General features: G+C 61.5%; 22 protein-coding genes. 12 read left to right on the top strand and 10 right to left on the bottom strand.

Annotated features, from left to right (window positions below; all coding sequences use genetic code 11):
- The first annotated feature begins 80 nt into the window (after positions 1-80).
- From AC09SL_RS11180 to AC09SL_RS11150, 7 genes are all read left to right on the top strand, one after another.
- Positions 81-371 (top strand): c-type cytochrome, encoded by a 291-nt coding sequence (locus tag AC09SL_RS11180; RefSeq protein ID WP_003196231.1) that lies wholly within the window; start codon positions 81-83, stop codon positions 369-371.
- A gap of 46 nt (positions 372-417) precedes the next feature.
- Positions 418-1,029 (top strand): c-type cytochrome, encoded by a 612-nt coding sequence (locus AC09SL_RS11175; protein ID WP_058544827.1) that lies wholly within the window; start codon positions 418-420, stop codon positions 1,027-1,029.
- A gap of 198 nt (positions 1,030-1,227) precedes the next feature.
- Positions 1,228-1,872: a thiol:disulfide interchange protein DsbA/DsbL gene (locus tag AC09SL_RS11170; protein WP_058544828.1), complete on the top strand. Its 645-nt coding sequence runs from the start codon at positions 1,228-1,230 to the stop codon at positions 1,870-1,872.
- 15 nt (positions 1,873-1,887) lie between these two features.
- Positions 1,888-2,766, top strand: coding sequence for an endonuclease/exonuclease/phosphatase family protein (locus AC09SL_RS11165; protein ID WP_058544829.1), 879 nt, complete (start codon positions 1,888-1,890; stop codon positions 2,764-2,766).
- Positions 2,763-4,877, top strand: coding sequence for a diguanylate cyclase (locus AC09SL_RS11160; protein ID WP_064106852.1), 2,115 nt, complete (start codon positions 2,763-2,765; stop codon positions 4,875-4,877). Before AC09SL_RS11165 ends, AC09SL_RS11160 begins: the two co-directional genes overlap by 4 nt.
- A 104-nt stretch (positions 4,878-4,981) precedes the next feature.
- Entirely contained in the window at positions 4,982-5,761 is a 780-nt protein-coding gene (locus tag AC09SL_RS11155) for an N-acetylmuramoyl-L-alanine amidase (RefSeq protein ID WP_058544831.1), read from the top strand.
- 75 nt (positions 5,762-5,836) lie between these two features.
- Positions 5,837-7,450, top strand: a complete 1,614-nt coding sequence (locus AC09SL_RS11150) for an EAL domain-containing protein (protein WP_058544858.1) — start codon at positions 5,837-5,839, stop codon at positions 7,448-7,450.
- Positions 7,451-7,469: 19 nt separating this feature from the next.
- Here AC09SL_RS11150 and AC09SL_RS11145 read toward each other — a convergent pair whose 3' ends face one another.
- Positions 7,470-9,260 carry an ATP-binding protein gene (locus AC09SL_RS11145; protein ID WP_058544832.1) on the bottom strand — a complete coding sequence of 597 codons (1,791 nt, stop codon included), beginning with the start codon at positions 9,258-9,260 and terminating at the stop codon, positions 7,470-7,472.
- Between the two features lie 10 nt (positions 9,261-9,270).
- On the bottom strand, positions 9,271-10,617 hold the full coding sequence (gene algB / locus AC09SL_RS11140) for a sigma-54-dependent response regulator transcription factor AlgB (protein WP_003196247.1): 1,347 nt from the start codon (positions 10,615-10,617) through the stop codon (positions 9,271-9,273).
- A gap of 439 nt (positions 10,618-11,056) precedes the next feature.
- Here algB and AC09SL_RS11135 point away from each other — a divergent pair, with 439 nt between their 5' ends.
- The 5 genes from AC09SL_RS11135 to AC09SL_RS11115 all read left to right on the top strand — a co-directional run bounded on the left by AC09SL_RS11135 (position 11,057) and on the right by AC09SL_RS11115 (position 15,441).
- Entirely contained in the window at positions 11,057-11,377 is a 321-nt protein-coding gene (locus AC09SL_RS11135; RefSeq protein WP_058544833.1) for a hypothetical protein, read from the top strand.
- Between the two features lie 81 nt (positions 11,378-11,458).
- A complete protein-coding gene (locus tag AC09SL_RS11130) occupies positions 11,459-11,623 on the top strand; it encodes a DUF1328 domain-containing protein (RefSeq protein WP_003177151.1) in 165 nt (54 codons plus the stop codon).
- A 2-nt stretch (positions 11,624-11,625) separates the two neighbouring features.
- Positions 11,626-12,090, top strand: a complete 465-nt coding sequence (locus AC09SL_RS11125; protein ID WP_058544834.1) for an inhibitor of vertebrate lysozyme family protein — start codon at positions 11,626-11,628, stop codon at positions 12,088-12,090.
- 703 nt (positions 12,091-12,793) lie between these two features.
- Positions 12,794-14,125, top strand: a complete 1,332-nt coding sequence (gene gltP / locus AC09SL_RS11120; RefSeq protein WP_058544835.1) for a glutamate/aspartate:proton symporter GltP — start codon at positions 12,794-12,796, stop codon at positions 14,123-14,125.
- A gap of 86 nt (positions 14,126-14,211) precedes the next feature.
- Positions 14,212-15,441 (top strand): nucleoside recognition domain-containing protein, encoded by a 1,230-nt coding sequence (locus AC09SL_RS11115; RefSeq protein ID WP_058544836.1) that lies wholly within the window; start codon positions 14,212-14,214, stop codon positions 15,439-15,441.
- A gap of 31 nt (positions 15,442-15,472) precedes the next feature.
- Here the strand turns inward: AC09SL_RS11115 and AC09SL_RS11110 are convergent, their stop codons facing one another.
- The 8 genes from AC09SL_RS11110 to AC09SL_RS11075 all read right to left on the bottom strand — a co-directional run bounded on the left by AC09SL_RS11110 (position 15,473) and on the right by AC09SL_RS11075 (position 24,617).
- A complete protein-coding gene (locus AC09SL_RS11110; RefSeq protein WP_058544837.1) occupies positions 15,473-16,108 on the bottom strand; it encodes an ABC-type transport auxiliary lipoprotein family protein in 636 nt (211 codons plus the stop codon).
- The gene (locus tag AC09SL_RS11105; RefSeq protein ID WP_058544838.1) at positions 16,105-17,043 is read right to left on the bottom strand and encodes an MlaD family protein; all 939 of its coding nucleotides are present in this window, start codon (positions 17,041-17,043) and stop codon (positions 16,105-16,107) included. Before AC09SL_RS11105 ends, AC09SL_RS11110 begins: the two co-directional genes overlap by 4 nt.
- A gap of 1 nt (position 17,044) precedes the next feature.
- Positions 17,045-17,848 carry an ABC transporter ATP-binding protein gene (locus AC09SL_RS11100; protein WP_058544839.1) on the bottom strand — a complete coding sequence of 268 codons (804 nt, stop codon included), beginning with the start codon at positions 17,846-17,848 and terminating at the stop codon, positions 17,045-17,047.
- Positions 17,845-18,993 carry an ABC transporter permease gene (locus AC09SL_RS11095; RefSeq protein WP_058544840.1) on the bottom strand — a complete coding sequence of 383 codons (1,149 nt, stop codon included), beginning with the start codon at positions 18,991-18,993 and terminating at the stop codon, positions 17,845-17,847. The genes AC09SL_RS11100 and AC09SL_RS11095 overlap by 4 nt, the downstream gene beginning before the upstream one ends.
- A 52-nt stretch (positions 18,994-19,045) precedes the next feature.
- On the bottom strand, positions 19,046-20,071 hold the full coding sequence (locus AC09SL_RS11090; protein WP_058544841.1) for a DUF5924 family protein: 1,026 nt from the start codon (positions 20,069-20,071) through the stop codon (positions 19,046-19,048).
- Positions 20,072-20,273: 202 nt separating this feature from the next.
- Positions 20,274-21,656, bottom strand: a complete 1,383-nt coding sequence (locus AC09SL_RS11085; protein ID WP_058544842.1) for a M16 family metallopeptidase — start codon at positions 21,654-21,656, stop codon at positions 20,274-20,276.
- Positions 21,657-21,856: 200 nt separating this feature from the next.
- On the bottom strand, positions 21,857-23,515 hold the full coding sequence (locus AC09SL_RS11080; protein ID WP_058544843.1) for a Na/Pi cotransporter family protein: 1,659 nt from the start codon (positions 23,513-23,515) through the stop codon (positions 21,857-21,859).
- Between the two features lie 334 nt (positions 23,516-23,849).
- Entirely contained in the window at positions 23,850-24,617 is a 768-nt protein-coding gene (locus tag AC09SL_RS11075) for a TerC family protein (protein WP_058544844.1), read from the bottom strand.
- Between the last annotated feature and the right edge of the window lie 14 nt (positions 24,618-24,631).

Raw genomic sequence — 24,631 nt, 5'->3', positions numbered from 1 at the left:
TAGGATGAAGCTCACGGGAGCGATCGACCGAAATTGCGCATTAGAACGCAGCTCGTTCCCAACCCTGAAAAGGTCGTTTTATGACGAAATGGCTGCTAGCTGCCGGTGTCTTGATGCCGCTTTACAGCGCTCAGGCTACACAGGATCCGGAAGCTGTGTACAACCGTGTTTGTGGTGCCTGTCATTCCGGCCAACTCCCCATGGCGCCCCGCAAGGGCGATCAGGAAGCTTGGACGCCGAGGTTGGCGAAAGGTATGGAGACGCTGGTGCAACACGTGACCCAGGGTTTCAAGGCGATGCCGCCGCGTGGTTTGTGCATGGACTGCAGTGCCGAGGATTACCGAGCCATCATCCAGTGGATGAGCGAGTGAACCCGGTCCATAACTCTTTAACCCTTAGCCGTAGTTGGATTAGCTGATGAACAAACTGATCGTGAGTCTGCTGTTGACCTTGGGGATATCCGGCGTAGCCCACGCCGCTGGCGATGCCACTGCCGGTCAGGCGAAGGCGGCCGTATGCGGAGCCTGCCATGGCCCGGATGGCAATAGCATGGCGCCTAACTTTCCGAAACTGGCGGGCCAGGGCGAACGTTACCTGAACAAGCAACTGCAAGACATCAAGTCCGGCAAGCGCACGGTGCTGGAAATGACCGGCCTGCTGACCAACCTGAGCGATCAGGACCTGGCGGACATCGCGGCGTATTTCGCCAGCCAGAAGGGCAGTGTCGGCGCCGCCGATCCGAAGCTCGTGGCACGTGGTGAAGCGCTCTTTCGTGGCGGCAACCTGGACAAAGGGCTTGCAGCCTGCACCGGTTGCCACTCGCCTGACGGCAAAGGCAATGCTGCAGCCGGCTTCCCGCACCTGGGCGGCCAGCATGCCCAATACGTAGCCAAGCAATTGACCGACTTCCGCAAAGAAGAAGGTGGCCGGACCAACGACGGCGATACCAAGCCGATGCAGAGCATTGCGAAAAAACTGAGCGACGAGGATATCGCCGCGGTATCCAGCTACATCCAAGGCCTGCACTGAGGCCTTGGGCTGGCGTTGCGAGGGGCGTACATCCCTTGCAGCGTTAACGCTCGATTAATCTGTCGATGCGAGCATCAAAAGGGTGGCTTTGGCCGCCCTTTTTTGTGGCCGCTGCCGTTACACTAGAGAACTTGAACCCGCCACGGTCTGTCTTAGAAACAGGTCTCGCGAGGCCCCCTCATTGTCCAGGAGTAAAGCATGCGTAATCTGATCATCAGCGCCGCGCTCGTCGTTTTCAGCCTGTTCGGCATGGCCGTTCAAGCCAACGCCGAGGAGTCCAAAGCCCCTTACGTCGAACTGAGTAACCCCGTTCCGGTGGCGGTGCCTGGCAAGATCGAAGTCGTGGAGCTGTTCTGGTACGGCTGCCCGCATTGCTACGCTTTTGAGCCGGTCATCAACCCATGGGTCGAGAAGCTGCCTTCGGACGTCAACTTCGTACGCGTCCCCGCCATGTTCGGCGGCCCATGGGACGCCCACGGCCAGATGTTCCTGACCCTTGAAGCCATGGGCGTCGAGCACAAGGTTCACGCCGCGGTATTCAACGCGATCCAGAAAGAAGGCAAGAAGCTGGTCAAGAAAGAAGACATGGCGGACTTCCTCGCCACCCAGGGCGTGGATAAGGACAAGTTCCTCGCCACGTTCGACTCCTTCGCCATCCAGGGCCAGATCAAGAAGGCCAAGGAGCTTGCGAAGAAATACGAGATCACGGGCGTACCGACCATGGTCGTCAACGGCAAATACCGCTTTGACATCGGCTCCGCCGGCGGCGCAAATGAAGCGCTGCAACTGGCCGACCAACTGATCGCCAAAGAGCGAGCGGCCACCAAGGCTGCCGCCAACTAAGCGCGGCCCACGCCCATGGCCCGCTGGAGCACCGAACGCATCGTTGGCCTGCATGAACCGCGGGTCAACGAGCATCATGTCACGTCCACGGGCCTGCCTGGCGACAGCCGCTTGCGGCTGCTCAGCTTCAATATCCAGGTGGGCATCAGCACCGAGCGCTACCGGCATTACCTGACTCGCGGCTGGCAACATTTGCTGCCGCACACCGGACGTGCCGGTAACCTGCAGAAAATCGGCGACCTGCTCAAGGACTTCGACCTGGTGGCCCTGCAAGAAGCCGACGGCGGGAGCATGCGCTCAGGTTACGTCAACCAGGTGGAGCACCTGGCCCAATTGGGCGCTTTCCCCTACTGGTACCAGCAACTCAATCGCAACCTCGGACGGCTCGGCCAGCACAGCAATGGTGTGTTGAGTCGCTTGCGCCCGTGGGCGATCGAAGACCATCCCTTGCCGGGGCCCAAGGGGCGCGGGGCGATCCTCGCGCGTTTCGGCGAAGGCCCCGAGGCGCTGGTCGTGGTCATGATGCACCTGGCGCTCGGGGCGCGTACCCGGACGATGCAGCTGGCGTACATTCGCGAGCTGATCGGTGGCTACAAGCATCAGGTGCTGATGGGCGACATGAACACCCATGCCACCGATCTGCTGCAGACTTCGCCCCTGCGCGATCTCGGTCTGCTCGCTCCACAACTGGAAGCGACATTCCCCAGCTGGCGCCCCCAGCGCTGCCTGGACCATATCCTGTTGAGCCCGACCCTGACCCTCGAACGCGTCGAGGTGCTGGCCCAACCCATTTCCGATCACCTGCCGGTCGCGGTAGAAATTCGTTTGCCGGGTTCGCTCACGGCCGATGCATTCCCCGCGCTGAGTCCTGCCCCTCGCGGATCCGATGAATGAGCGACGACGCCGAACGCTGGAGAGAGAAATATTTCAAGAGTATCGAACAGCAGGAAAAGCTCGAGCGCCGTTGGGAGGCTCGACTCGACTTGCTGCGTCGGGGCCTGGTGCGCAGCACCTTGGCTGCCGAGGGCACTGACCGGGCTGTCGATCAATGCATGAAAGAGATGCGCGAGGTGGTGCGCACCGATGACATGGATGCCGCCCTCGCTGCCCTGCTGCCGCGCCTGGAGAAAGCCGTACTCGATTCCGAACAGCGCCGCGAAACCCGGGTCGAGCAGACGAGCGCCGCGTTGACGGCCCTGGTTACCCAGTTGCAGAGCCTGCCGCTGCCCAAAGAAGTCAGCCGCTCGCTGAAGAAGTTTGCCAAGCAACTGGAAGATCGGGCCAGCCAGGCCCGGGAGATTCCGTTGCTGCTCAGCGAGTTGAGCGGCCTGCAAGGCAAGGCAATCAGTGCCCAGGAAGCCCCTGTCGAACCGAGTCGCCCCGGCCTGCTGCAACGGCTGTTTGGTGGCCAGGGCCATGAAGAAGCGCCGCGCCAGTCCCTCGAACCTGCCCGGGCCAGCGTGGCGCCTGCGACAGAAACCGTTTTGCCAGTGGCTGTGGAGCCAGCAACTGCCGCAGAATTCGTCGCACCAGCACCAGCACCAGCACCAGCACCAGCACCAGCACCAGCACCAGCACCAGCACCAGCACCGCAGCCATCGGTGGCAGAGCAAGCGCCAGCGTTGGAGACAACGCCCGTGCCGGTTGTCCTCACTGCGCAGAAGATCGAGCCAGACCCGGCACCCGCTCCAATACCAGCAGCCGAGGTGGTTCAGCCCACCAGTGAACCGGAGGAAGCAACCGAGCCTGCGCCACTGTCGACGCCGCTGCCGTCACCGGTCGTCGAAGAACGCCCGGTAGTGCCACCCACGCTCGAGAATCCCGACGAACTGATGCCCGAGGAGCTTGCGCAGGCCCTGCCCGCCCCCTCGCTGGCGTCTGTGGAGCCCGACGACGAGGCACTGGAAGTCGCCGATGTGGTCGACGCCCAGTACGCCCTGCCCGACTCACCGGAGCCGTCCTACAGCTCGGTCGCCAAGCATATCGAAGACACGCTGTTGGGCCTTTTGGGTGACCTGACCTTGCCCGAGCGTCATCGACCACAAGCCGAAGCCATGTGTGAGCGTCTGCGAAATGGCTTGAACTGGTACGAATTGTTGCCGATCCTCGATGATCTGGCCGTACTGATGCTCGCCATCACGGACACTGGCCAGCATGAATTCGAAGCCTACCTGCAGCGCCTCAACGATCGGCTCGAGTCATTCCAGAGCAGCCTGCAGGCCGCCAGTGAAGACCACGCCGACAACCTGTCGGCCTCCAGGGAAATGGACACCCAGATTCGTGAGCAGGTGGACGGCCTGCAAAGCAGCGTGAAGGAAGCCGATGACCTGGAAGGCCTCAAGCAAGTGCTCGAGAATCACCTCGAAGGCTTGCTCGGCACGATGGACCACCACCGTCAGCAACGTGATCAACGCGAGCAGGAGGTCTCGGTTCGCCTGAAAAGCCTGGCCGACCGCGTCGCCCTGATGGAGCAGGATGCCCAGGTCGTGCGGGAGAATCTCGAGGAACAGCGGCAAAAAGCGCTGATCGATCCGCTCACCGGGCTGCCCAACCGCGCCGCCTGGTCCGAGCGCCTGGAACATGAAGTCGCCCAGTGGCAGCGACATGGCAACAGCTTGCTGCTGGCCATGCTCGATCTCGATCACTTCAAGCGCATCAACGACAACTACGGTCATCTGGCCGGTGACCGGGTGCTGAAGCTCATTGCCTCGGTCCTGCGTAAACGCCTGCGTGGCAGCGATTTCATTGCGCGTTTTGGTGGCGAGGAGTTTGTCCTGCTGGTGCCCGATACGCCCATGGCTGCCGGTACCAAGCTGGCCGAGACGCTGCGCCTGGCCATCGAAGCCTGTCCGTTTCATTTCAAGGGCGAGCCGGTGACGGTGACGGTGTCCATTGGGCTGACCGCCTTCAAACCTGGCGAACACAGCGATTTGGTGCTTAAAAGAGCCGATCAGGCGCTTTACCGGGCGAAAAATGCCGGGCGTAACCGAGTGGAACTGGGCTAAGGGGCTAATTGTTCCAATTTGTTTAATATCGCCGCGCGCACCGGATCATCGCGAGGCGATACGTTACACTGTTGCATTACTTCCAGCGTGTATTGCCTTCCACCATGAAATTTCTTTCGCTCATTGTTTCTATATTTATCCTGGCCGGCTGCACCAGCGGCCCGCGGCTCGACACCAGTCATCCCTCCGTCAACCATGACAACCGCATCCAATTCGTGGTGGTGCATTACACCTCGGCTTCCCTGGAGCGTTCCCTGGCCCTGCTGACCCATGGCGAGGTTAGTGCCCATTACCTGATCGGCGACGATAAAGGCGCGACCGTCTACAAACTGGTAGATGAAAGCCGACGCGCCTGGCACGCCGGGGAAAGTGAATGGGAAGGCCGAACCTGGCTCAATTCCAGTTCCATCGGCATCGAAATCGTCAATCCGGGCTTTGTCGACACGCCCACCGGGCGCCTCTGGTATCCCTACAGCCAAGCCCAGGTCCAGGCCTTGATCGTTTTGCTCAAGGACATCATCCAGCGCAACGGGATCAGCCCGCGCAACATTATTGGCCACAGCGACATCGCGCCCCTGCGCAAGCTCGACCCGGGGCCGCTGTTCCCCTGGAAGCGCCTGGCGCAAGCCGGCCTGGGGGTCTGGCCAGACGAACAGGCCGTCGCTCGCCAGCAGGCCGTCTTCGCGCCGCAACTGCCGCCTGCCAGTTGGTTCCAGGCCGAGCTGGCCCGCCTGGGCTACCCGACGCCGCAGACCGGCGAGTGGGACGTGGCCACCCACCATGTGATGGCCGCCTTCCAGATGCATTACCGGCCGACCCGCTTCGATGGCATGCCGGATGCGCAAAGCGCGGCGATCCTGCAGGTGCTCAACCAGACAAAATAATGACGCCCGTCTGACGGATCGGGCCAAATCCAAATCAGAAGCTATAACTCATTGGTAACTTTCGGATTACCCATGATGACGGCTGCCCGCGAAACCCTACAAAGCTGGCTTCATCGCCCCCTTTTCCTGGCGATGGTGGCAACTGCCCTAAGTACCGTCCTGCTGCTGGCGGGAAGTCTGTTCGTGGTCGTGCAGCAGATCCAGCAGCGCGAAAGCGACCAGATGAATGCCCAGGGCGAGCGCTTTCTGCAGCGCCTGGAACAGCTTTTCGGGCAGTTGCGTGAAAGCCTCGACGACCTGCAAAACCAGCCGTTGCGCGGTTGCGACGATGACATGATCGCGACATTGCAACAGGTCAGCTTCAACTACCGTTTCGTCTACGAGGCGGTTTATATCGATGGCAGCGGCGTCTGCTCCAATCGTCCGCGCCAGAGTGGGTTGTCAGTGACCCGCCCGCCCGACATCCGCGGGCCAACCTACAATTACTGGCTCAACACCACCACCGAGCCCGACGAAGACCGCGCAGCGTTGATGCTGGGCCGCGGCAACTTTCGGGTGGCCACGTCCCGGGGGCATTTGACCGACATGGTCGATTTACCACCGGGCAGCAGCCTGCTGGTCGTCCTGGATGACGGTAAACGGGCCATTCCCGTGCTCGGGACGGACCAATACTGGCCACCGATCGAGCCCTGGCCGCCGAAAGGCCACAATGCCTTGCAAGTGACACAGGACCGGCTGATCTATCGGATGCCGACCGACAGTCCGGTTTATCAACTGGTACTGATCGCCCCGCGCAACGGTTTTCAGGTTCCGGCCAATGCCTGGTGGATGTTGCCCATCAGCCTGATGCTGGGCCTGGGGATTGGTTTCCAGGTGTTTCTGCTGGCGCGCCAGCGCCAGTCCATGGACGCCGAACTGCACGGGGCCATCCGGCGAGGTGAATTGCAGGTGCTTTACCAGCCGATTTTCGACCTGAGCAGCCGCAACTGCGTCGGGGCTGAGGCCTTGTTGCGCTGGCGAAGACCGGACGGCACCCTGACCAGCCCGGACTTGTTTATCCCGATGGCCGAGAACACCGGGCAGATCCGCCAGATCACCGATTTCGTGCTGCAGCGGCTCTTCGATCAATTGGGCCAGCTGTTGCGGGCCAATCCGCAGTTGTATATCTCGGTGAACCTGGCGGCCTGCGATGTAATGGTGCCGCGTATTGGCGAAGTGATCGCCCGCCTGCTGGCGCTGCATCGCGTGTCGGCGCACCAGATTGCCTTCGAGGTGACCGAGCGTGGGCTGATCGATGTGTTGGTCGCCCGGGATAACCTGCAATCGCTGCGCGACGTCGGGCATCAGGTGTTGATCGACGACTTCGGCACCGGTTATTGCAGCCTGGCCTACCTGCAAACCCTACCGGTGGACTGCCTGAAAATCGACAAGGCCTTCATCGACGCCTTGGGCCACGATGCCGCCAGCAGCGGCGTGGCCCCGCACATCATTCGCATGGCCCATGCGCTGCAACTCAAGGTGATTGCCGAAGGCATCGAGCATGAAGCCCAGGCTTCCTACTTGAGCAGCGAAGGGGTGAAGTTCGGCCAGGGCTGGCTGTTCGCCCATGCCCTCAGCGCGGTGCAGCTCATCGAACTGATTACCCGTGGCCGACGCCTGCGTGGGCGCCGCCTTGATGACGAAGCCTGAGCCTGCTCATACCGTCCACTCAGACCGCCAGCGCCATGTAGAACTGCGTGCCCTGCCCCGGCCTTGAATAAACGCCCATGCGCCCGCCGTGGAGCTGGACGATCTCCTTGCACAGCGCCAGGCCCAGGCCAGCACCACCCTTTTTGCGTCCGACCTGGACGAAAGGTTCGAAGATCCGTCCCTGCTGGCCGTAGGCAATGCCTTCACCGTTGTCTTCGACACTGATGATCACCCGCTCGCCGTGACGCCGGGCCTGCAAGCGAATCTGACCGTTTTCGGCGGTGTGGCGCATGGCGTTGTCGATCAGGTTGTCGAGCACTCGATCCAGTTGCGCAGCGTCGGCATGCAATCGCGGGAGCGGGCCCTGGATCGCCACGAGCAGCTCGATACCCTTGGCTTGGGCCTGTTCGGCAAACCGCAACCGGGCGGCCTCCAATAGATCGTCGATGGAGCACGGCGCCAGGGTCAGCTTCTGCAGGCCGTTCTGGTAGCGGGAGAAGTTCAGCAGGTCATTGATGAGCTGCATCAGCCGCTGCATTTCTTCGTTGACGGTGTTGAGCAGGTCTGCCTCGCGGGAGTCTTCAGCGAAATGCACGCGCTCCTGCAACAGGCCGAACGCCATGTGCATGCCGGTGACGGGGGTGCGCAGTTCGTGGGACGCGCGTAACACGAACTCACTGCGTACCCGTTCGAAAGCACGCTGTTCAGTGACATCGTGCAGCACCATCACAGCGCCAAGGATATGACCCTGGGTATGGCTGACCGGTGTGAGGCTGTAGGTCAGTACTCGCGACTCGCCATCGACCTCGATGCTCAGGTCGTCCGGCGCCCGTTCCTGGGTTCCGCCGCGCAGGACCAGATGCAGTTCTTCATTGAGTTCAGGGCGGCTCAGCGCCTCGCCCAATCCCTGCCCGAGGCGCTCCTCATCCCAGCCCAATTGACGCTGGGCCACCGGGTTGAGGTGCTCCAGCTGGCCTTGGCGGTCGATCATCAGCAAGCCGTCGTCGATGCTGTCGAGCACCGCTTGCAAACGTTGCTGGCCAGCGAGCAGCTCATCGACGTTGGTGGCCTGGTGCTCGCGCAAGGCCTCGGCCATGACCCCGAAGCGACGGGTCAGGAGGTTCAACTCTGCGGCCGAGGAAACGGGTAGCGTGACCTCGAAATTGCCTTGGCCGATGTCGTCCGCCGCTGCGGCCAGTGCCTCGATTGGCGCGCCGAAACGCCGGGCAATGCCATGGGCGGTGATAAATCCGATGATCAGCACTGCAAACCCCACCAGCCCCAGCAGTCCGGAAATCCACATCGCGCGTTCACGGGCGCGGTCCTGGGTTTCACTGATGCTGGTCAAGGCCTGGCGATAGCTCCCGATCAGCCCATTGCGCAGCACGTTGAATTTTCCGGTGAGGTCCTTGACGCTCGTGAGCTGGCTCGGCTGTTGGCGAGATGCGGTGTAGGCTTCATAAAAATCAATGTAGTCAGCCTTGGCCTTGCTGAAGCTGCCTGGCGCATCATCCAGCCCCTGTTCGTGAGCGATGCCCTCGTCGATCAGCGCCAGGTATTGCTGCCTGGATTGCTCCAACGCAGCGAGGTTGGGCTTGTCATCGAGCATGATCATCAACTGATCACCGAGGCTCTTGCGCAGCTTGAGGCCCAGGTCCAGCAGGACGAAGTTGTCGCGTACCGATTGTTCCTGGGTATTGGCCATCTGCATCACGCTGACCAGGCCAAGCACCAATCCCAGCAAGGCCACGGTAATCAGGGCCGAGATACTGAGAAACAGTCGTGTGCGCAGCTTCATCGCCAGTTTCATAAGGTGTCGCTCACAGGTTGTACTGCTTGCGTTTGCGATACAGCGTGGAGGCATCGATACCCAGGGTCTTGGCCGCCTGGTCGAGGGTGTCGGCCGTGGCCAGTACCGCGCCGATGTGGGCTTTTTCCAATTCGTCGAGGCTCAGTGCGGCGCCAATGCGCGGAGCGTTGTTGACAGGCTGCTCGGCCATGCCCAAATGACTGATTTCGACTTTTTCCTGAGGGCAGATGATGCTGGCGCGTTCGACCACGTTGCGCAGTTCCCGGATGTTGCCCGGCCACCGATAGCCTAGCAGCGCTTCGCGCGCTTCGTCGCTGAAGCCCCGGGCCGGGCGCGCGTATTCCTTGACGAAGCGGGCCAGGAAGCGGTCGGCCAGGGTCAGGATGTCTTCGGCGCGCTCTCGTAGCGGCGGCAGGTGCAGGGTGATGACGTTCAGGCGATACAGCAGGTCTTCGCGAAAGCGCCCGTCGCGCACCATGTCTTCGAGGTTGAGGTTGGTCGCTGCGAGAATCCGCACGTCGGCGCGACGGGTGACTGGGTCGCCTACTCGTTCATATTCCTTGTCCTGGATGAAACGCAGCAACTTTGGTTGTAACGTCAGGGGAAAATCGCCGATCTCGTCGAGAAACAGCGTGCCACCGTCGGCCTGGTTGACGCGTCCCAGCGTGCTTTCGCTGGCGCCGGTGAAAGCCCCACGGCTATGGCCGAACAATTCGCTTTCCATCAACTCAGCGGTCAGTGACGGGCAATTGATGGTGACGCAGGACTTTTTCGCGCGCTTGCTCCAGCCATGGATCGCTCGCGCCAACTCACCTTTACCGGTGCCGGACTCTCCGAGGATCAGAATGTTGGCATCGGTACTGGCAACCTGACGCGCGGTCTCCAGGACGACTTTCATCGCCGGGCTGTGGGAGTCCAGGCCGTCCTTGGGTTTGCGCACTTCCCCTTCAAGGGCTTCGAGCCTGGCCGACAGTTGGCGTACTTCCAATTGCTTGGCGGTCGCCAGGCGCAATTGATCAGGGCTGCAAGGCTTGACCAGATAGTCGGCCGCCCCGGCCTGGATCGCATCGACCGCAGTATCGACCGCCGAGTGGGCGGTGACGATGACCACGCGCATCCAGGGTGCCTGGATACGCATTTGTGCCAGGACATCCAGGCCATTGTCCTCCCCCAGGCGCAGGTCGAGAAAACACAGGTCGAACACCTGGCGTTGCAGCAGTGCGTCGGCCTGGGCGGCGCTGTTGGCGGTGGCGACGCTATAGCCTTCGTCTTCCAGGCAGTATCGGAACGTACGCAGGATGGCGGACTCGTCGTCTACCAGCAGAATGCGGCCTTGGTGCTCAGTGGCGGATTCCATTTTTCCTACGCTCCTTTAGTCAATGATGTTGGTTAGTGTCAGAAAAATCGGGCAAGTTGCATGGTCGATTCTGAGGGAATATTACTCACCGTGAATGGCTCTGTGGACGTCAGACTCCTAAAAGACTGATTTGAGTTCCTTTTTTTATGATTTGTGTGGTTCGGACGGTTCGCATCGCTCATTCCGACAGCTGTGTCTCACAGCCAATTCGAAAACAATCTAACGTCTTTTCTCTTTCATTCGTGCAATACGCACGACCCACAGGGGGGCCATCGTGCAGGATGCGCTCCCAGTGTTGTGCAGTTATTTATTAACTTATTGATTTTAAAGATGTTTTCATCTTAAAAATTCCTGGCACGCCGGCTGCAATGCTCTGGTTAACGTGGCGTTCGCGCGCCTCAACCAGATCACTGCACCCGGGTGGGGGAGGAATTCCAGGATGAATCGTCAACGTGCCGCTCGATTTGGCGCCGCCCAATTTAAAAGCGCTGCCCAATTTCGACTCTCTTCCCTGCACATCCAGCAGGGCATGTGGGCAGCCTTGGCATTGTTGGTCACCCTCGTGGCAGGCCAGCAATGGTTGCTCTGGCATGAAAGCCAGCAGCCCGAAGCGCCGCAGGTGTCGATTCACCGCGCCCCACAAACTCATTTCAGCGCCGTCAGCAGCCTCAAAGAAGCCTCCGCTTCAATGCGCATGATGGATGTCGACCAGGCTCAGCCATTGGGCGCCATGCCGCGTGAAGAGCGTTGGGTGTTCTAACCCGATGAACCGGTCGTCCACTGCGCCGGAACCATCACCGCAAGACCCTCACTAAATAGAAAAAGCGTAAGGAGAATCACCATGTTGAGCTGGGCAATTACCTTCCTGATCATTGCCATCATCGCCGCGGTACTGGGCTTCGGTGGTATCGCAGGCACCGCCACGGGCATCGCCAAGATTCTCTTTGTCGTGTTTCTGGTGATGTTCATCGCTTCCTTCTTCTTTGGCCGTCGTGGCCGAGGCTGACCATGAGCGTTTCATTCAAAGGACTGGCCGCCGCCCTGTTGCTGGGCGGCAGCGCCATGGCAATGGCTGCCAATGATGGACAGATGCGCGTCAATGAGTTGCTTGAGGCCGACCCGCAATACCGTGAAACCTGGCAGCAGGTCGTGGAAAAAGAAGAACGCCTGCCTGAATGGGTGATGAACCTGTCGGGCGATGCCCAGCAGATGAATGCCGTCGAGGAAGACGGCGACAAGTACTTGGTGGGACCACTGTGTGAAACCCAGGCGACGTGCCGCAGCAAGCGCCTGTTTGTCGCCGTCAGTTTCGACAAGGACGAGGCCTACGCCATGTTGGTTGAAGTCCCTGCCGCACTACCCGCCGACAAATCGCCGACTCGTCACGCTGACTACCGTTTCCTCGGCAAGCCCGATGACGGTATGCAGAAACTGTTAATGGAACAACTCAAGAAAGATCCGAACTGGTACTGATTCTGAAAAACGGGAAAGGCAGCCCTGCTTTTCTCTGCTGCACAGCCCGAAGAGGGCCGGTGCATGACCAGGGGGCCGGGACGTTCTGACGGATGAGCGTCGGAGTGACCTACGGGCACAAGGGGTGCCTGCGAAAGAGCCGGGTCAGGTAAAAGCTGCGACGCAGGTTCGCGAAGCCATCATGGCTTGGCGAACTTGCGTAGAGCTTTGTGACGCAAGATGCTTGCGCCAGAGCGGTTGCCGGATTGGGCGCCGCAGGCCGCCCGGCGATGCGGCATTTTGTCTCCTCCCGCCTGTTTATTCCCCTTTCCCTGACCGTATATCGGAGAATGCCGACGCAATTTCTCCCTGGGGCCGCGTCTCGATTCGCTGCCGTCTCACCGGTTCCCCCCGCTTGCGAGAGAAAGCCCAGCTACGCTGAAATGGCCGGTTCACGGCACTTATGCCTGCATAAATGTCGTATTCGAACCGCTTGGAGGGCGGGTTTCGTTTGAAAAATCTCATGCCGATTCGGCATAGGGTAGGCGTTTACGGCATTAGACGAGCCCCCCTTGCATCGCAATAGTTGCGCCTTTTTTCGCCTGCCAGTAAGCCGCTAACGCGCTCGGGGTGACCTTATACGGGGGCGGGGGCGCGGATGTTTTTCGTCATCGACGATGCATTCGCGCCACTGTCCGAGTCCAACTGAAGTAAGGGTAACGATATGAAGAAGGCACGACTAAGCCTCGCCTGGCAGATCCTCATCGGTCTGGTGCTAGGGATTGCATTGGGCGCGCTGCTCAACCATTTCAGTGCCGAGAAGGCCTGGTGGATCAGCAACGTGCTGCAACCGGCGGGCGATATCTTTATCCGTCTGATCAAGATGATCGTGATCCCGATCGTGATTTCCTCGCTGATCGTCGGCATTGCCGGAGTCGGTGATGCCAAGAAGCTCGGGCGCATCGGTCTCAAGACCATCCTTTACTTCGAAGTCGTCACCACCATCGCCATCGTCGTCGGCCTGCTGCTGGCCAACTTCTTCCAGCCCGGCAGCGGCATCGACATGAGCACCCTGGGTACGGTGGATATTTCCAAATACCAGGCCACGGCCGCGGAAGTCCAGCATGAACATGCGTTCGTCCAGACCATCCTCAACCTGATCCCGTCGAATATCTTCGCCGCCGTTGCCCGTGGCGAGATGCTGCCGATCATTTTCTTCTCCGTATTGTTCGGCCTGGGCCTGTCCAGCCTGCAATCGGACCTGCGCGAGCCGCTGGTGAAGATGTTCCAGGGCGTGTCGGAAAGCATGTTCAAGGTCACCCACATGATCATGCAATACGCCCCGATCGGCGTGTTCGCCCTGATCGCGGTGACGGTCGCCAACTTCGGTTTCGCGTCGCTGCTGCCGCTGGCCAAACTGGTGATCCTGGTTTACGTCGCCATCGCCTTCTTCGCCTTCGTGGTGCTGGGCCTGATCGCCCGCCTGTTTGGCTTCTCGGTGCTCAAGCTGATGCGCATCTTCAAGGATGAGCTGGTGCTGGCTTACTCCACTGCCAGTTCCGAAACCGTGCTGCCGCGCGTGATCGAGAAGATGGAAGCCTATGGCGCGCCAAAAGCCATCTGCAGCTTCGTGGTGCCCACCGGCTATTCGTTCAACCTCGATGGCTCGACCCTTTACCAGAGCATCGCGGCGATTTTCATCGCCCAGCTGTATGGCATCGACCTGTCCATCAGCCAGCAGTTGCTGCTGGTGCTGACCTTGATGGTCACCTCCAAAGGCATCGCCGGTGTGCCGGGGGTGTCGTTCGTGGTGTTGCTGGCGACCTTGGGCAGCGTGGGCATTCCGCTCGAAGGCCTGGCTTTCATTGCCGGTGTCGACCGCATCATGGACATGGCCCGTACCGCCCTGAACGTTATCGGCAACGCCCTGGCCGTGCTGGTCATCGCCCGCTGGGAAGGCATGTACGACGACGCCAAGGGCCAGCGCTACTGGAACTCCCTGCCGCACTGGCGCAGCAAAGAGCCGCTGCCGGCGGGGGAAACTTCCAGCCATTGATGCCAAGCAAACCCCGGAGAAATCCGGGGTTTGTCGTTTCTGCCAGCCCCGCTATCATTCGCGGCATCTTCCGGGGGATTTGACCGATGCTCAATGGCCTGTGGCTTGGCTTCTTTATCGTGGCAGCCGTGTCGGCGCTGGCGCAGTGGCTGATCGGTGGCAACGCCGGAATCTTCGCGGCCATGGTGGAAAGCATTTTTGCCATGGCCAAGCTGTCGGTTGAGGTCATGGTCCTGCTGTTCGGCACCTTGACCCTGTGGTTGGGCTTTTTGCGCATCGCCGAAAAGGCCGGCATCGTCGACTGGCTGGCCAAGGCCCTCGGCCCGCTGTTCTTGCGCCTGATGCCCGACGTGCCTGCCGGCCACCCGGCCATTGGCCTGATCACCCTCAACTTCGCCGCCAACGGCCTGGGACTGGACAACGCGGCCACACCCATCGGCCTCAAGGCCATGCGCGCCCTGCAAGACCTCAACCCCAGCCCGACCATCGCCAGCAATGCGCAGATCCTGTTCCTGGTGCTCAATGCCTCGTCGCTGACGCTGCTGCCGGTGACGATCTTCATGTACCGCGCGCAGCAAGGCGCGCCGGACCCGACCCTGGTGTTCCTGCCGATCCTGCTCGCCACCAGCGCCTCGACCCTGGTGGGACTGCTGTCGGTGGCGTTCATGCAACGCCTGCGGTTGTGGGACCCGGTGGTGCTGGCTTATCTGATCCCGGGGGCGCTGGCGCTGGGCGGGTTCATGGCGCTGTTGGCAACGCTCTCGGCCACGGCGCTGGCGGGGTTGTCATCGATTCTTGGCAACCTGACGCTGTTTGGCCTGATCATCCTGTTCCTGGTGGTGGGGGCCCTGCGCAAGGTCAAGGTGTATGAAGCCTTCATCGAGGGCGCCAAGGAGGGCTTCGACGTCGCCAAGACGTTGCTGCCCTACCTGGTAGCCATGCTCTGCGCCGTGGGCGTGCTGCGGGCTTCGGGGGCGCTGGATTTCGGCCTCGACGGCATCCGGCACCTGGTGCAGTGGGCCGGCTGGGACACGCGCTTCGTCGATGCCTTGCCGACCGCCTTGGTCAAGCCATTCTCCGGCAGTGCCGCCCGGGCGATGCTGATCGAGACCATGAAGACCTCCGGCGTCGACAGCTTCCCGGCCATGGTGGCGGCAACCATCCAGGGCAGCACCGAGACCACGTTCTACGTGCTGGCGGTGTATTTCGGCGCCGTGGGCATCCAGCGGGCGCGCCATGCCGTGGGGTGTGCGCTGCTGGCCGAATTCTCCGGGGTCGTGGCGGCGATTGGGGTTTGCTACTGGTTCTTCGGCTGAACCCCAATCCATTGCTTCAGATGGCGCGCCTTCAGTCAGGCGCAGGCGTTGCGAAACGCTGGCCTTGCTCCAATGTCCAGGCCACTACTTCGGCCGTCAGCCGGTCACCGGCCCGGCCAAAGCCGTCCACCACCGCCGGCACTTTCACATCGCTCAACGGCTGGCGCACTTCAAAACGGCGACTGGCCAGGATGCGCTGGTCGAACCCGCGCACCAGCAGCGCGTCCAGGCGAACCACCACGGTGGCCGCAGTGCCCTGGTATTCGGTCTGGAACGCCTGCAATTGCCCGCCCAGCTCCAGGTCTGCTTGCAGGTTGCTGTCGGCGACGCTCAACAGCCTGACGCGTCCATCCTGGGCGAAGCCATCGAGCAGGCGGTTGCGCAACAACACCGGGGCCGGGTCGCTCCAGCGCGAGGCGGCGTAGCTGCTGAACAGATTGCCCTGGGGGATCACCGCGATTTTCGGGCTGTTGAGCACCTCGCTGGCCTGGGGGCTGGCCAGGCGCAGCGACCAGCTCACCGCCGTGCCCGCAGATGCCGGGACCTGGGTGGCGGGCAAGCGATACACATTCGAAGGTTCAGCCTTGGGCAAAATCGAGCAACCGCCTACCAGGACAAATCCTGCCAGCAAGAGAAGAGGGCGGATAAACCGGTTGGACGGCTTCATGGCGTGAACTCCTTGTCCTTGTCATTGCCCAGCAAATAGCCGCTGGGGTTGGCATCCAGGCGCCGGGAAATCCCCCGCAAGGCGCTCAGGGTTTCGCGCAGCTCGCGCACGGCTGGCGCAAGGGCATTGAGGCCTTGCATGCCGTTATTCAACGAATCGCGGTTGTCACTCAACAGTTTGTCGAGCGTTGCGGTGCTGCGAGCCAGGGACTGCATGGCCTGGCCGGCGCTGCCGAACGCTTGTTTGCCCTGGTCGTTGAGCAAGCCATTGGCGTTGCGCATCAACGCGGTGGTCTGTTCCAGCGTGGCGCTGGCCTGTTTGCCGATGGACGCCAGTTGCTGCATGGCCTGGCGAATATCGCCGCGCTGCTCGGCAATGACCCCGGTGGTTTGTTCCAGATGCTCGAGCGTCTTGCCCAGGCTTTGAACGTTGTCCGAGGAAAACACCTCATTGGCGTTGTGCAGCAGCAGGTTGATGCTGGTCATCACGTCATCGCTGTTGTTGAGCAGGCGGGCGATAGGCGAGGGTGCGGCGATGATCACTGGCGGCTCACCGTCGTGCCCCGTCAGCGCCGGGCTTTGGGGCGTGCCGCCGCTGAGCTGGATAATCGAGGTGCCGGTGATGCCGGTCAGTGCCAGCTTGGCCTGGGTGTCTTGCTTGACCGGTGTTTCCCCGCTCAAGCGCACCCGCGCCAACACCCGGCGTGGGTCCTTCGGGTCCAGGCGCAGGTTGACGACGTCGCCGACCTTGATCCCGCTGTACTCCACCGAGCTGCCTCGGGACAACCCGCTGACCGCCTCGTTGAACACCACTTCGTAATACTTGAATTCGCTGTCCACGTTGGACTTGGCCAGCCACAGGCCAAACAACAGGGCGCCGGCCACCACAATGACGGTGAACAGGCCGATCAGCACATGATGGGCTCGGGTTTCCATGTCAAACCTCGTTGGATTGTGTAGCGGCCGATAACGCCGCGCGGCCGCGAGGGCCATGGAAGTATTCGTGAATCCAGGCGTCGTCGGTTTCCGACACCTTGTCGATGACATCGGCCACCAGGACTTTTTTCTGCGCCAGCACCGCCACCCGGTCGGTGATGGTGTAGAGGGTGTCCAGGTCGTGGGTGACCAGGAACACGCTCAAGCCCAGGGCATCGCGCAGCGTCAGGATCAACTGGTCGAACGCCGCCGCACCGATGGGATCGAGGCCGGCGGTGGGTTCGTCGAGAAACAGGATGTCCGGGTCCAGGGCCAGCGCACGGGCCAGGGCCGCGCGCTTGATCATGCCGCCGGACAGCGAGGCGGGGTATTTGTCGGCGGCCGAGAGTGGCAGCCCGGCCAGCGCGAGTTTCACCGCCGCCAGGTGCTCGGCGTCGGCCCGGCTGAGCCCGGCATGTTCGATCAGCGGCAGGGCGACGTTTTCTGTCACGGTCAGTGACGAAAACAGCGCGCCTTTCTGAAACAACACGCCAAAGCGCCGTTCCACCCGCGAACGTTGCTCCGGGGGCAGGCTCGGCAAGTCCTCGCCGAACACCCGCACGGAGCCTTCGCTGGGGCGGTTCAGGCCGACGATGCTGCGCAGCAGCACCGATTTGCCGCTGCCGGAGCCGCCGACCACGGCGAGAATCTCGCCCTTGTACACGTCCAGGTCGAGGTTCTCGTGCACGCTCTGGCGGCCAAAGCGATTGCACAGGCCCCGCACTTGAATCACCGCCTCAGCGGGTGGTCGTAGGGCTTGGCTCACCAGTTCATCTCCATGAAAAACAGCGCGGCCACGGCATCGAGCACAATCACCACGAAAATCGACTGCACCACGCTGGACGTGGTGTGAGCCCCGACCGACTCGGCACTGCCACTGACCTTGAAACCCTCCAGGCAGCCTACGGCGGCGATCAGGAAGGCAAAGATCGGCGCCTTGGCCATCCCCACCAGGAAATGTTGCACGCCGATGTCCGACTGCAACAGTGTCAGGAACATGGCCGGTGAAATACCCAGCGACAAAGCGCAGACCACGCCGCCACCGATAATTCCTGAAAGCATGGCCAGGAAGGTCAGCATCGGCAGCGCCACCAACAGCGCCAGCACCCGTGGAATGACCAGCAACTCGACTGGATCGAGGCCAAGGGTGCGGATCGCGTCGATTTCTTCGTTGGCCTTCATCGAGCCGATCTGCGCGGTGAACGCGCTGGCAGTGCGGCCCGCCATGAGGATGGCCGTGAGCAATACGCCGAATTCGCGCAGGAACGAGAACGCCACCAGGTCCACGGTAAAGATGCTGGCGCCGAAATCGGCCAGCACCGTCGCGCCGAGGAACGCCACCACCGCGCCCACCAGGAATGTCAGCAGGGCGACGATGGGGGCCGCGTCCAGGCCGGTCTGTTCGATGTGAACGACCATCGCTGTCATGCGCCACCGCCTGGGACGAAACAGGTTGCGGCCCAGGGTTTCCAGGATCAGGCCGACAAAACCCAGCAGTTGCAGGGTGTCTTGCCAGACTTTGTCCACGGCGCCGCCGATCCGTGCCAACAGCTGTGTCATCACGCTGACCTGCGGCTCTTTCACCGGCACACAGAAGTCTGTCAGCGAGCAGTAGACCGTCTGCAACAGCGCCCGCTCGGCGGCCGGCAAGCGGCAATCGGGGTGCTCGGCGGTCTTGCCCAGCCGTTCGGACCCCAGCAGCTCCACCAGCAACGAAGCCCCGGCGGTGTCGAGGGCGCCGAGGCCGTTGAGGTCGATCAGGGTGTTCTCGTCGTATTGGCCGCGCAAGGATTCGCTCAAGCGCTTGAGCTGCGCGTAATGGGCCAGCGTCCAGTCGCCGCCGACCCGTAGCTGCGCCGGAGAGCGAGACGTGTCCAGCCGGGCAGTGCCAATGTGGGATCCGGGGGTCATAAGCTCCATGCTCGTTCGACTTGAACAGCGCTACCTAATAGCACGACCGCCGTTAATTTGCTTCGGGCGTGGCGGCGTTCACCGTGAAACGCAGCACGCCGATCATCTGGCCATTTTCCGTCAGCACCCGCACTTGCCATTTGCCCGTCGGGTCTTGCGGGAAGTTCTGCTTGTGGGTCCAGGCGCGATAGCCTTCCTTGCGCCCGCCGTGGATGTCCAAGGCGATGCGGTCGACTTCTTTGCCGTTGAACTGCCAGACGTGATAAATCCGCTCATCAAGCCCTCGCGGCGCATTGATGGCGGTGTAGGCGTACAGGCCGTTGCCGCGAATCTGCGCCGCACTGACCTCCTTGAGGCTGGCGCCCGGCGTGCGGTCTTCCAACTGGGTACTGATCGCCACTTCGGTCATCCACAGCGTGGCCGGTGGCACCCAGGAGCGCAGCACCCAGCCGGCGGCACCAATCCCCACGGTGATGCACAGGATCGCCAGGGCGTTGCGCACGGTGCGGATCGGGAAAATCGAGGCCAGGCTGGGAAACGACAGCAGCATGGCAATGCCCAGGGCCAGCTTGAAGCTCTGGTCGGTGGTCAGGTGCAGGATGACCGGCAACGCCGTGAGCAGGGCGGCGAACAGCGTCAGCGTGTGCAACGCCAGGAAGGCCCAGCGCCGGGGCGCCAGCCATTTGTAGTACAGCGGGTCGATGATCGAAATCAGCGCCGCGACGGTCAGCAGGCCGGTGAAAATCAGCTGGCTGCTGTTCCAGGTGGTGGTGATGAAGAAAAACGGCAGGACGAAAAACAGGCTTTCCTGGTGAATCATCTGCGTAGCGTAGCGCAACAGCGGCTGGGGGATTTCCCGTTTGAAAATCCGCGCGAACAGCCGGGTCATGCTGTTCTCGACCATCAGCCAGAGCCAGCTCACCAGCATCATGATGGCGATCCACGTCGCCAGGCCCTGCTGGCGATCCACCAGCATGAAACTGCCGACCCCGGAAATGAAACCACCGAGCGCAATGACCCCTGGATAGCGCTTCATTAATTCAAGGATGCGCTGGATGTAGAGCGTCAGGTTTTGCATTCGGCGGTTCACAGTAAGTCGTAGGAAATATCCCTGACAGAGTATCGTCAGGACATCGATGTGACGAGTGCTCTTGTGGCAAGTGGATTTAGCAAAACTTGGCACCTCCCTGTAGGAGCTGCCGAAGGCTGCGATCTTTTGATCTTGATCTTTCACTTGATACTCAAGCGTCAGGGGAAAGATCGCAGCCTCGTTGCACTCGTCAGCTCCTACGTCGCCGTCGCACTTGCCAAATCACCAGTCCGAGCAACAGCAACCCCAGCAAGCCGCCCAGCCCCCAGACGAATTCATCATCACTGAGCAAAGGCTTCTCGATGCGCAGGTAACCCGGGTCCTTGAGCAGTTCGCGCAGGGCCACGTTGGCTTGTTCCAGGCTCACCTCCTGCAGGCGCAGGGCCGGGTTGGCGAAGCGGCCGTCTTCATAATCGCCCAGGGCACCCCAGTAGTAATCGGCCAGTGCGCTGTTGCCTTGAACCGCCCAGGATTGGTGGGCAATGGCCGCGCGTTTGATCCGCACGAAACCGGCGGGGTCCAGGCCATCCTTGAGCAATGTCTTGCGCAGTTCTTCCAGCGCCTGTTCGGCTTGGGGCAGGTCTTCGCGGGACAGGTCCGCGTTCAGGCTGAAAAAGCCAACGCCGCCGAACACCTCGCGCTCGGTCCACGGTCCGTAGGACAAGCCGCGTGCCAGGCGCAGTTGGCGATAGAGTGCCCAGTCCAGGTAATCCTTGAGCAGGTCGAAGGTTTCGTCATGCTGCTCATCCAGCACCGGCTCCGGGAACAGCCAATGAAGCTTGGCGCTGTCGCCGACCAGGCCGTGGATCAGGTTGCGCTTGGTGACCGCCTTGTAGCGGATCTGAGGCAGTGCCTCATGTGCGCTGGGCTCCACCGGATCGAGTTCGCCAAAGGTGCGTTCCAGGTAGGCCGGCAACAGTCGGTCGAGATCGCCAACCACGATCAACGTCATGTTGTTCGGTGCATACCAGGCCTTGCGCACTTGTTCGAGGCGGGCAAGGGTGTGGCGCTGGACCTCGGCCCGTTCCGCGCAGTGCAGGCCCAACTCGACCGCCAACTGGTTGCTGGCCTTGTGGCCCAGGTCCTGGTGATCGAGCCAGCGTTGCAGGTGGGTGTAGTGGCCACCGTCCTCGCGTTCCACCACCCGCTTGGCCGCCTCCAAGGCGTTTTCGTCGATACGGGTGCGGGTCAAAAGCGCCAGCAGCAGGTCCAGGACCTTGCGTTGATTGCGCGCCGGCGCCTCGATAACGAACGTGGTGTCGGCGTTGCTCGTGAAGGCATTCCACTCGCCACCCAAGGCTTGCATGCGCTCCTCCAGGCCGCCTTCACCGCTCTCATCGACGCCGCTGAACAGCAGGTGTTCGAGCAGATGCGGCAGTTCCTTGTCGGCACAGCTGAAGTCGTCCAGGCCCACGCCGACCACCAAGCGGATCGCCACATGCCCGCGCTCGGTGCCGGGCTTGAGTATCAGCTGCATGCCGTTGGGCAACGTATAGCCTTCGACCTGAAACCGGTCCAGGGCGACCACGGGCAGTGAACCGAGCAAAAGAACGGCGAGCAACAAACAGCGCATAAGGGCTTCCTGGCGGCTGAGTGGAGGTCCATGGTGCCGGGCAGGCCGTCATCGGCGGAGCGCCGCCCGGAGTCGGCTCGTCCCCCCTATCGAATCTATGCGTTTTTCATGACAGCGGGAGCAGGCGGGCCGGCGAACGGTTCAGGCCCGAGCCATGTTACTGGCTGACATTGTTACTGACTGACCAATGCGCCAGACGTTCACGGCGAATGGGTAATGTCGGAAATTTCATCCGCCTCCAGCGCGCCGATCTCGGAGGTTTCCAACACGACATAGGCGCTGCCGCAAAACAGCGAATTGAGGCGCCTCATGTCGGCGATCAGTTCCAGGTGCAGGGAACTGGTCTCCAGGCTTTGCACGACCTTGCGCTGCAAGCGACTGACATGGGCATGAGCCATGCGCCGTTCCTGCGCCCGAAAGCGACGTTTCTCACGCAGCAACTGGCGGGCGCTTTCCCGGTCGGCACTGAGAAATACCGACAGCCCCAACTGCAGATTGGCGATCAAGTGGCTGTGCAGCCCCGCCAGTTCCTCCAGGCCCACCTCGGAAAAGGAGCGACGCTGGGAGGTCTTCTGTTGCTGGACCTTGCGCAACATGCGCTCGATCAGGTCGCTGGCCAGTTTCAGGTTGATCGCCAGCTCGATGATTTCCGCCCAACGGCGGCTGTCCTGCCCACTGAGGTCCTCACGGGGCATTTGCGCCATGTACAACTTGATTGCGCTGCACAACGCTTCGACGTCGTCATTCATGCGCCGTACGTCCTGGGTCACCGCCGTTTGCGTACCCCGCAGCACATCCAGCATGGCTTCGAGCATGCTTTCGATCAGATCGCCAATGCGCAAGGTTTCCCGGGCGGCGTTTGCCAGCGCCAGGCTCGGGGTGGCAAGGGCGGCAGGGTCCAGATGTCGCGGCTTGGCCGTGCCGTTGGTGTCCGCACGTTCCGGCAGCAACCAGGCACAGAGCCGCGCCATGGGCGCGACGCTGGGCAGCAGCACCAGGCAACGCACGGTGTTGTAGAGCAGATGAAAACCGATCACCGTTTCCTGGGGGCTGAAATCCAGGCGGTCCAGCCAGCCCACCAGTGGGTCGAGCACCGGGATAATCAACAACAGCCCGATCAGCTTGTACAGCAGGCTGCCCAGCGCCACCTGGCGTCCGGCGGTGTTCTGCATGCTGGTGCTGAGGAACGCCAGTACACCGCTGCCGATGTTGGCGCCGATCACCAGGCCGATGGCCACCGGCAGGCTGATCACCGCGGCGCCGGCCAGCGTTGCGGTCAACAGCACGGCGGCCAGGCTGGAATAGGAGATCATCGCGAACAGCGCGCCGACCAAGGCATCGAGCAGGATGTCGCCGGTCAGCGAGGCGAAGATCACTTTCACGCCCTGGGCATGGGTGATGGGCGCCGCGGCTTCGACGATCAATTGCAAGGCCAGGATGATCAGCCCCAGGCCGATGCCGACCCGGCCCATTTGCCCGGCGCGTGTCTGTTTGCGCGACAGGAAAAAAATCACCCCGAGGAAAATCAGCAGCGGTGACAGCCACGACAGGTCGAGGGTCAGCACCCGTGCCATCAGCGCGGTGCCGACATCGGCGCCGAGCATGGTCGCCAGGGCCGGGGTCAGTGCCATCAGGCCCTGGCCGACGAACGAGGTGACGAGCATGGCCGTGGCATTGCTGCTCTGGACCATGGCCGTGACCATGATGCCGGCGACGAACGCCAGCCAACGTCGTGACATGTTCTGGCTGATGACATGGCGCAGGTTCGAGCCATAGACCCGCAAGATGCCGGTACGCACGATATGCGTGCCCCAGATCAGCAGGGCCACGGCGGAGAGCAAATTGAGCAGGGTCAGCATGAGAAGCCCCCTGTTAGCGTCCCAAAGGAACAAATTGACGATGCCACATTCTTCGTTCTTGTACTTAAGCTGTAGTTGGCGAACGGTTCGGGCGCCAGCATTGCACAGCTAAAGAATCGTTTGAAACAAAACCGTCATAAAAATACATTCCTCAAAAACACCCAAACCCCCTGTGGGAGCTTGCTCGCGATAGCGGCCTGACAGCCAAAGAAGATGTTGGATGTCATGGCCTCATCGCGAGCAAGCCCGCTCCCACAGGGTTTTGCATCCGGCCGTTTTTTTGCGGGCATGAAAAAGGGGCTCCAAGAGCCCCTTCATTCATTGCCCTATACCGTTACTGACCCGGCATATCCTTGCGCAGTTTCACCGGATCCTGCTGCTTGCGCTTGCGCGCAATCGCGGTGCGCATCTTGATGTTGATGGCTTCCACCGCCAGGGAGAACGCCATGGCGAAGTAGACGTAGCCTTTTGGCACGTGCACGTCGAACGATTCGGCGATCAGCACGGTACCGACCACCAGCAGGAACGACAGCGCCAGCATCTTCAGCGACGGGTGCTTGTCGATGAACTCGCTGATGGTGGCCGCCGCCAACATCATCACCAGTACCGCCACGATAATCGCCGCCACCATCACCGGTACATGGGAGACCATGCCGACGGCGGTAATGACCGAGTCCAGGGAGAACACGATGTCGATGATCGCGATCTGGATGATGGTGTAGATGAAGCTGCCGCCCTTGCCCGAAGGTTCGTCGTTGGTTTCATCTTCGCCTTCCAGCGCGTGGTACATCTCCTGGGAGCTTTTCCACAGCAGGAACAGGCCACCGAAGAACAGGATCAGGTCACGACCGGAGATGCCCTGGCCGAACACTTCGAACAAATCGGCGGTCAGGCGCATGACCCAGGTGATGGACAGCAGCAACAGGATCCGCGTGACCATGGCCAGCGCCAGGCCGAAGATCCGGGTGCGCGCCTGCATGTGCTTGGGCATGCGGCTGACCAGGATCGAAATCATGATGATGTTGTCGATGCCCAGGACAATTTCCAGGGCGGTCAGGGTAAAGAAGGCAACCCAGATTTCCGGGTTGGTCAGCCATTCCATGTGAGTTCCTTTGA

It is taken from the genome of Pseudomonas sp. PF05 (assembly GCF_056521845.1).
The sequence above is the reverse complement of the archived record's forward strand: the minus strand, read 5'-3'. Positions and strand labels throughout refer to the sequence as shown.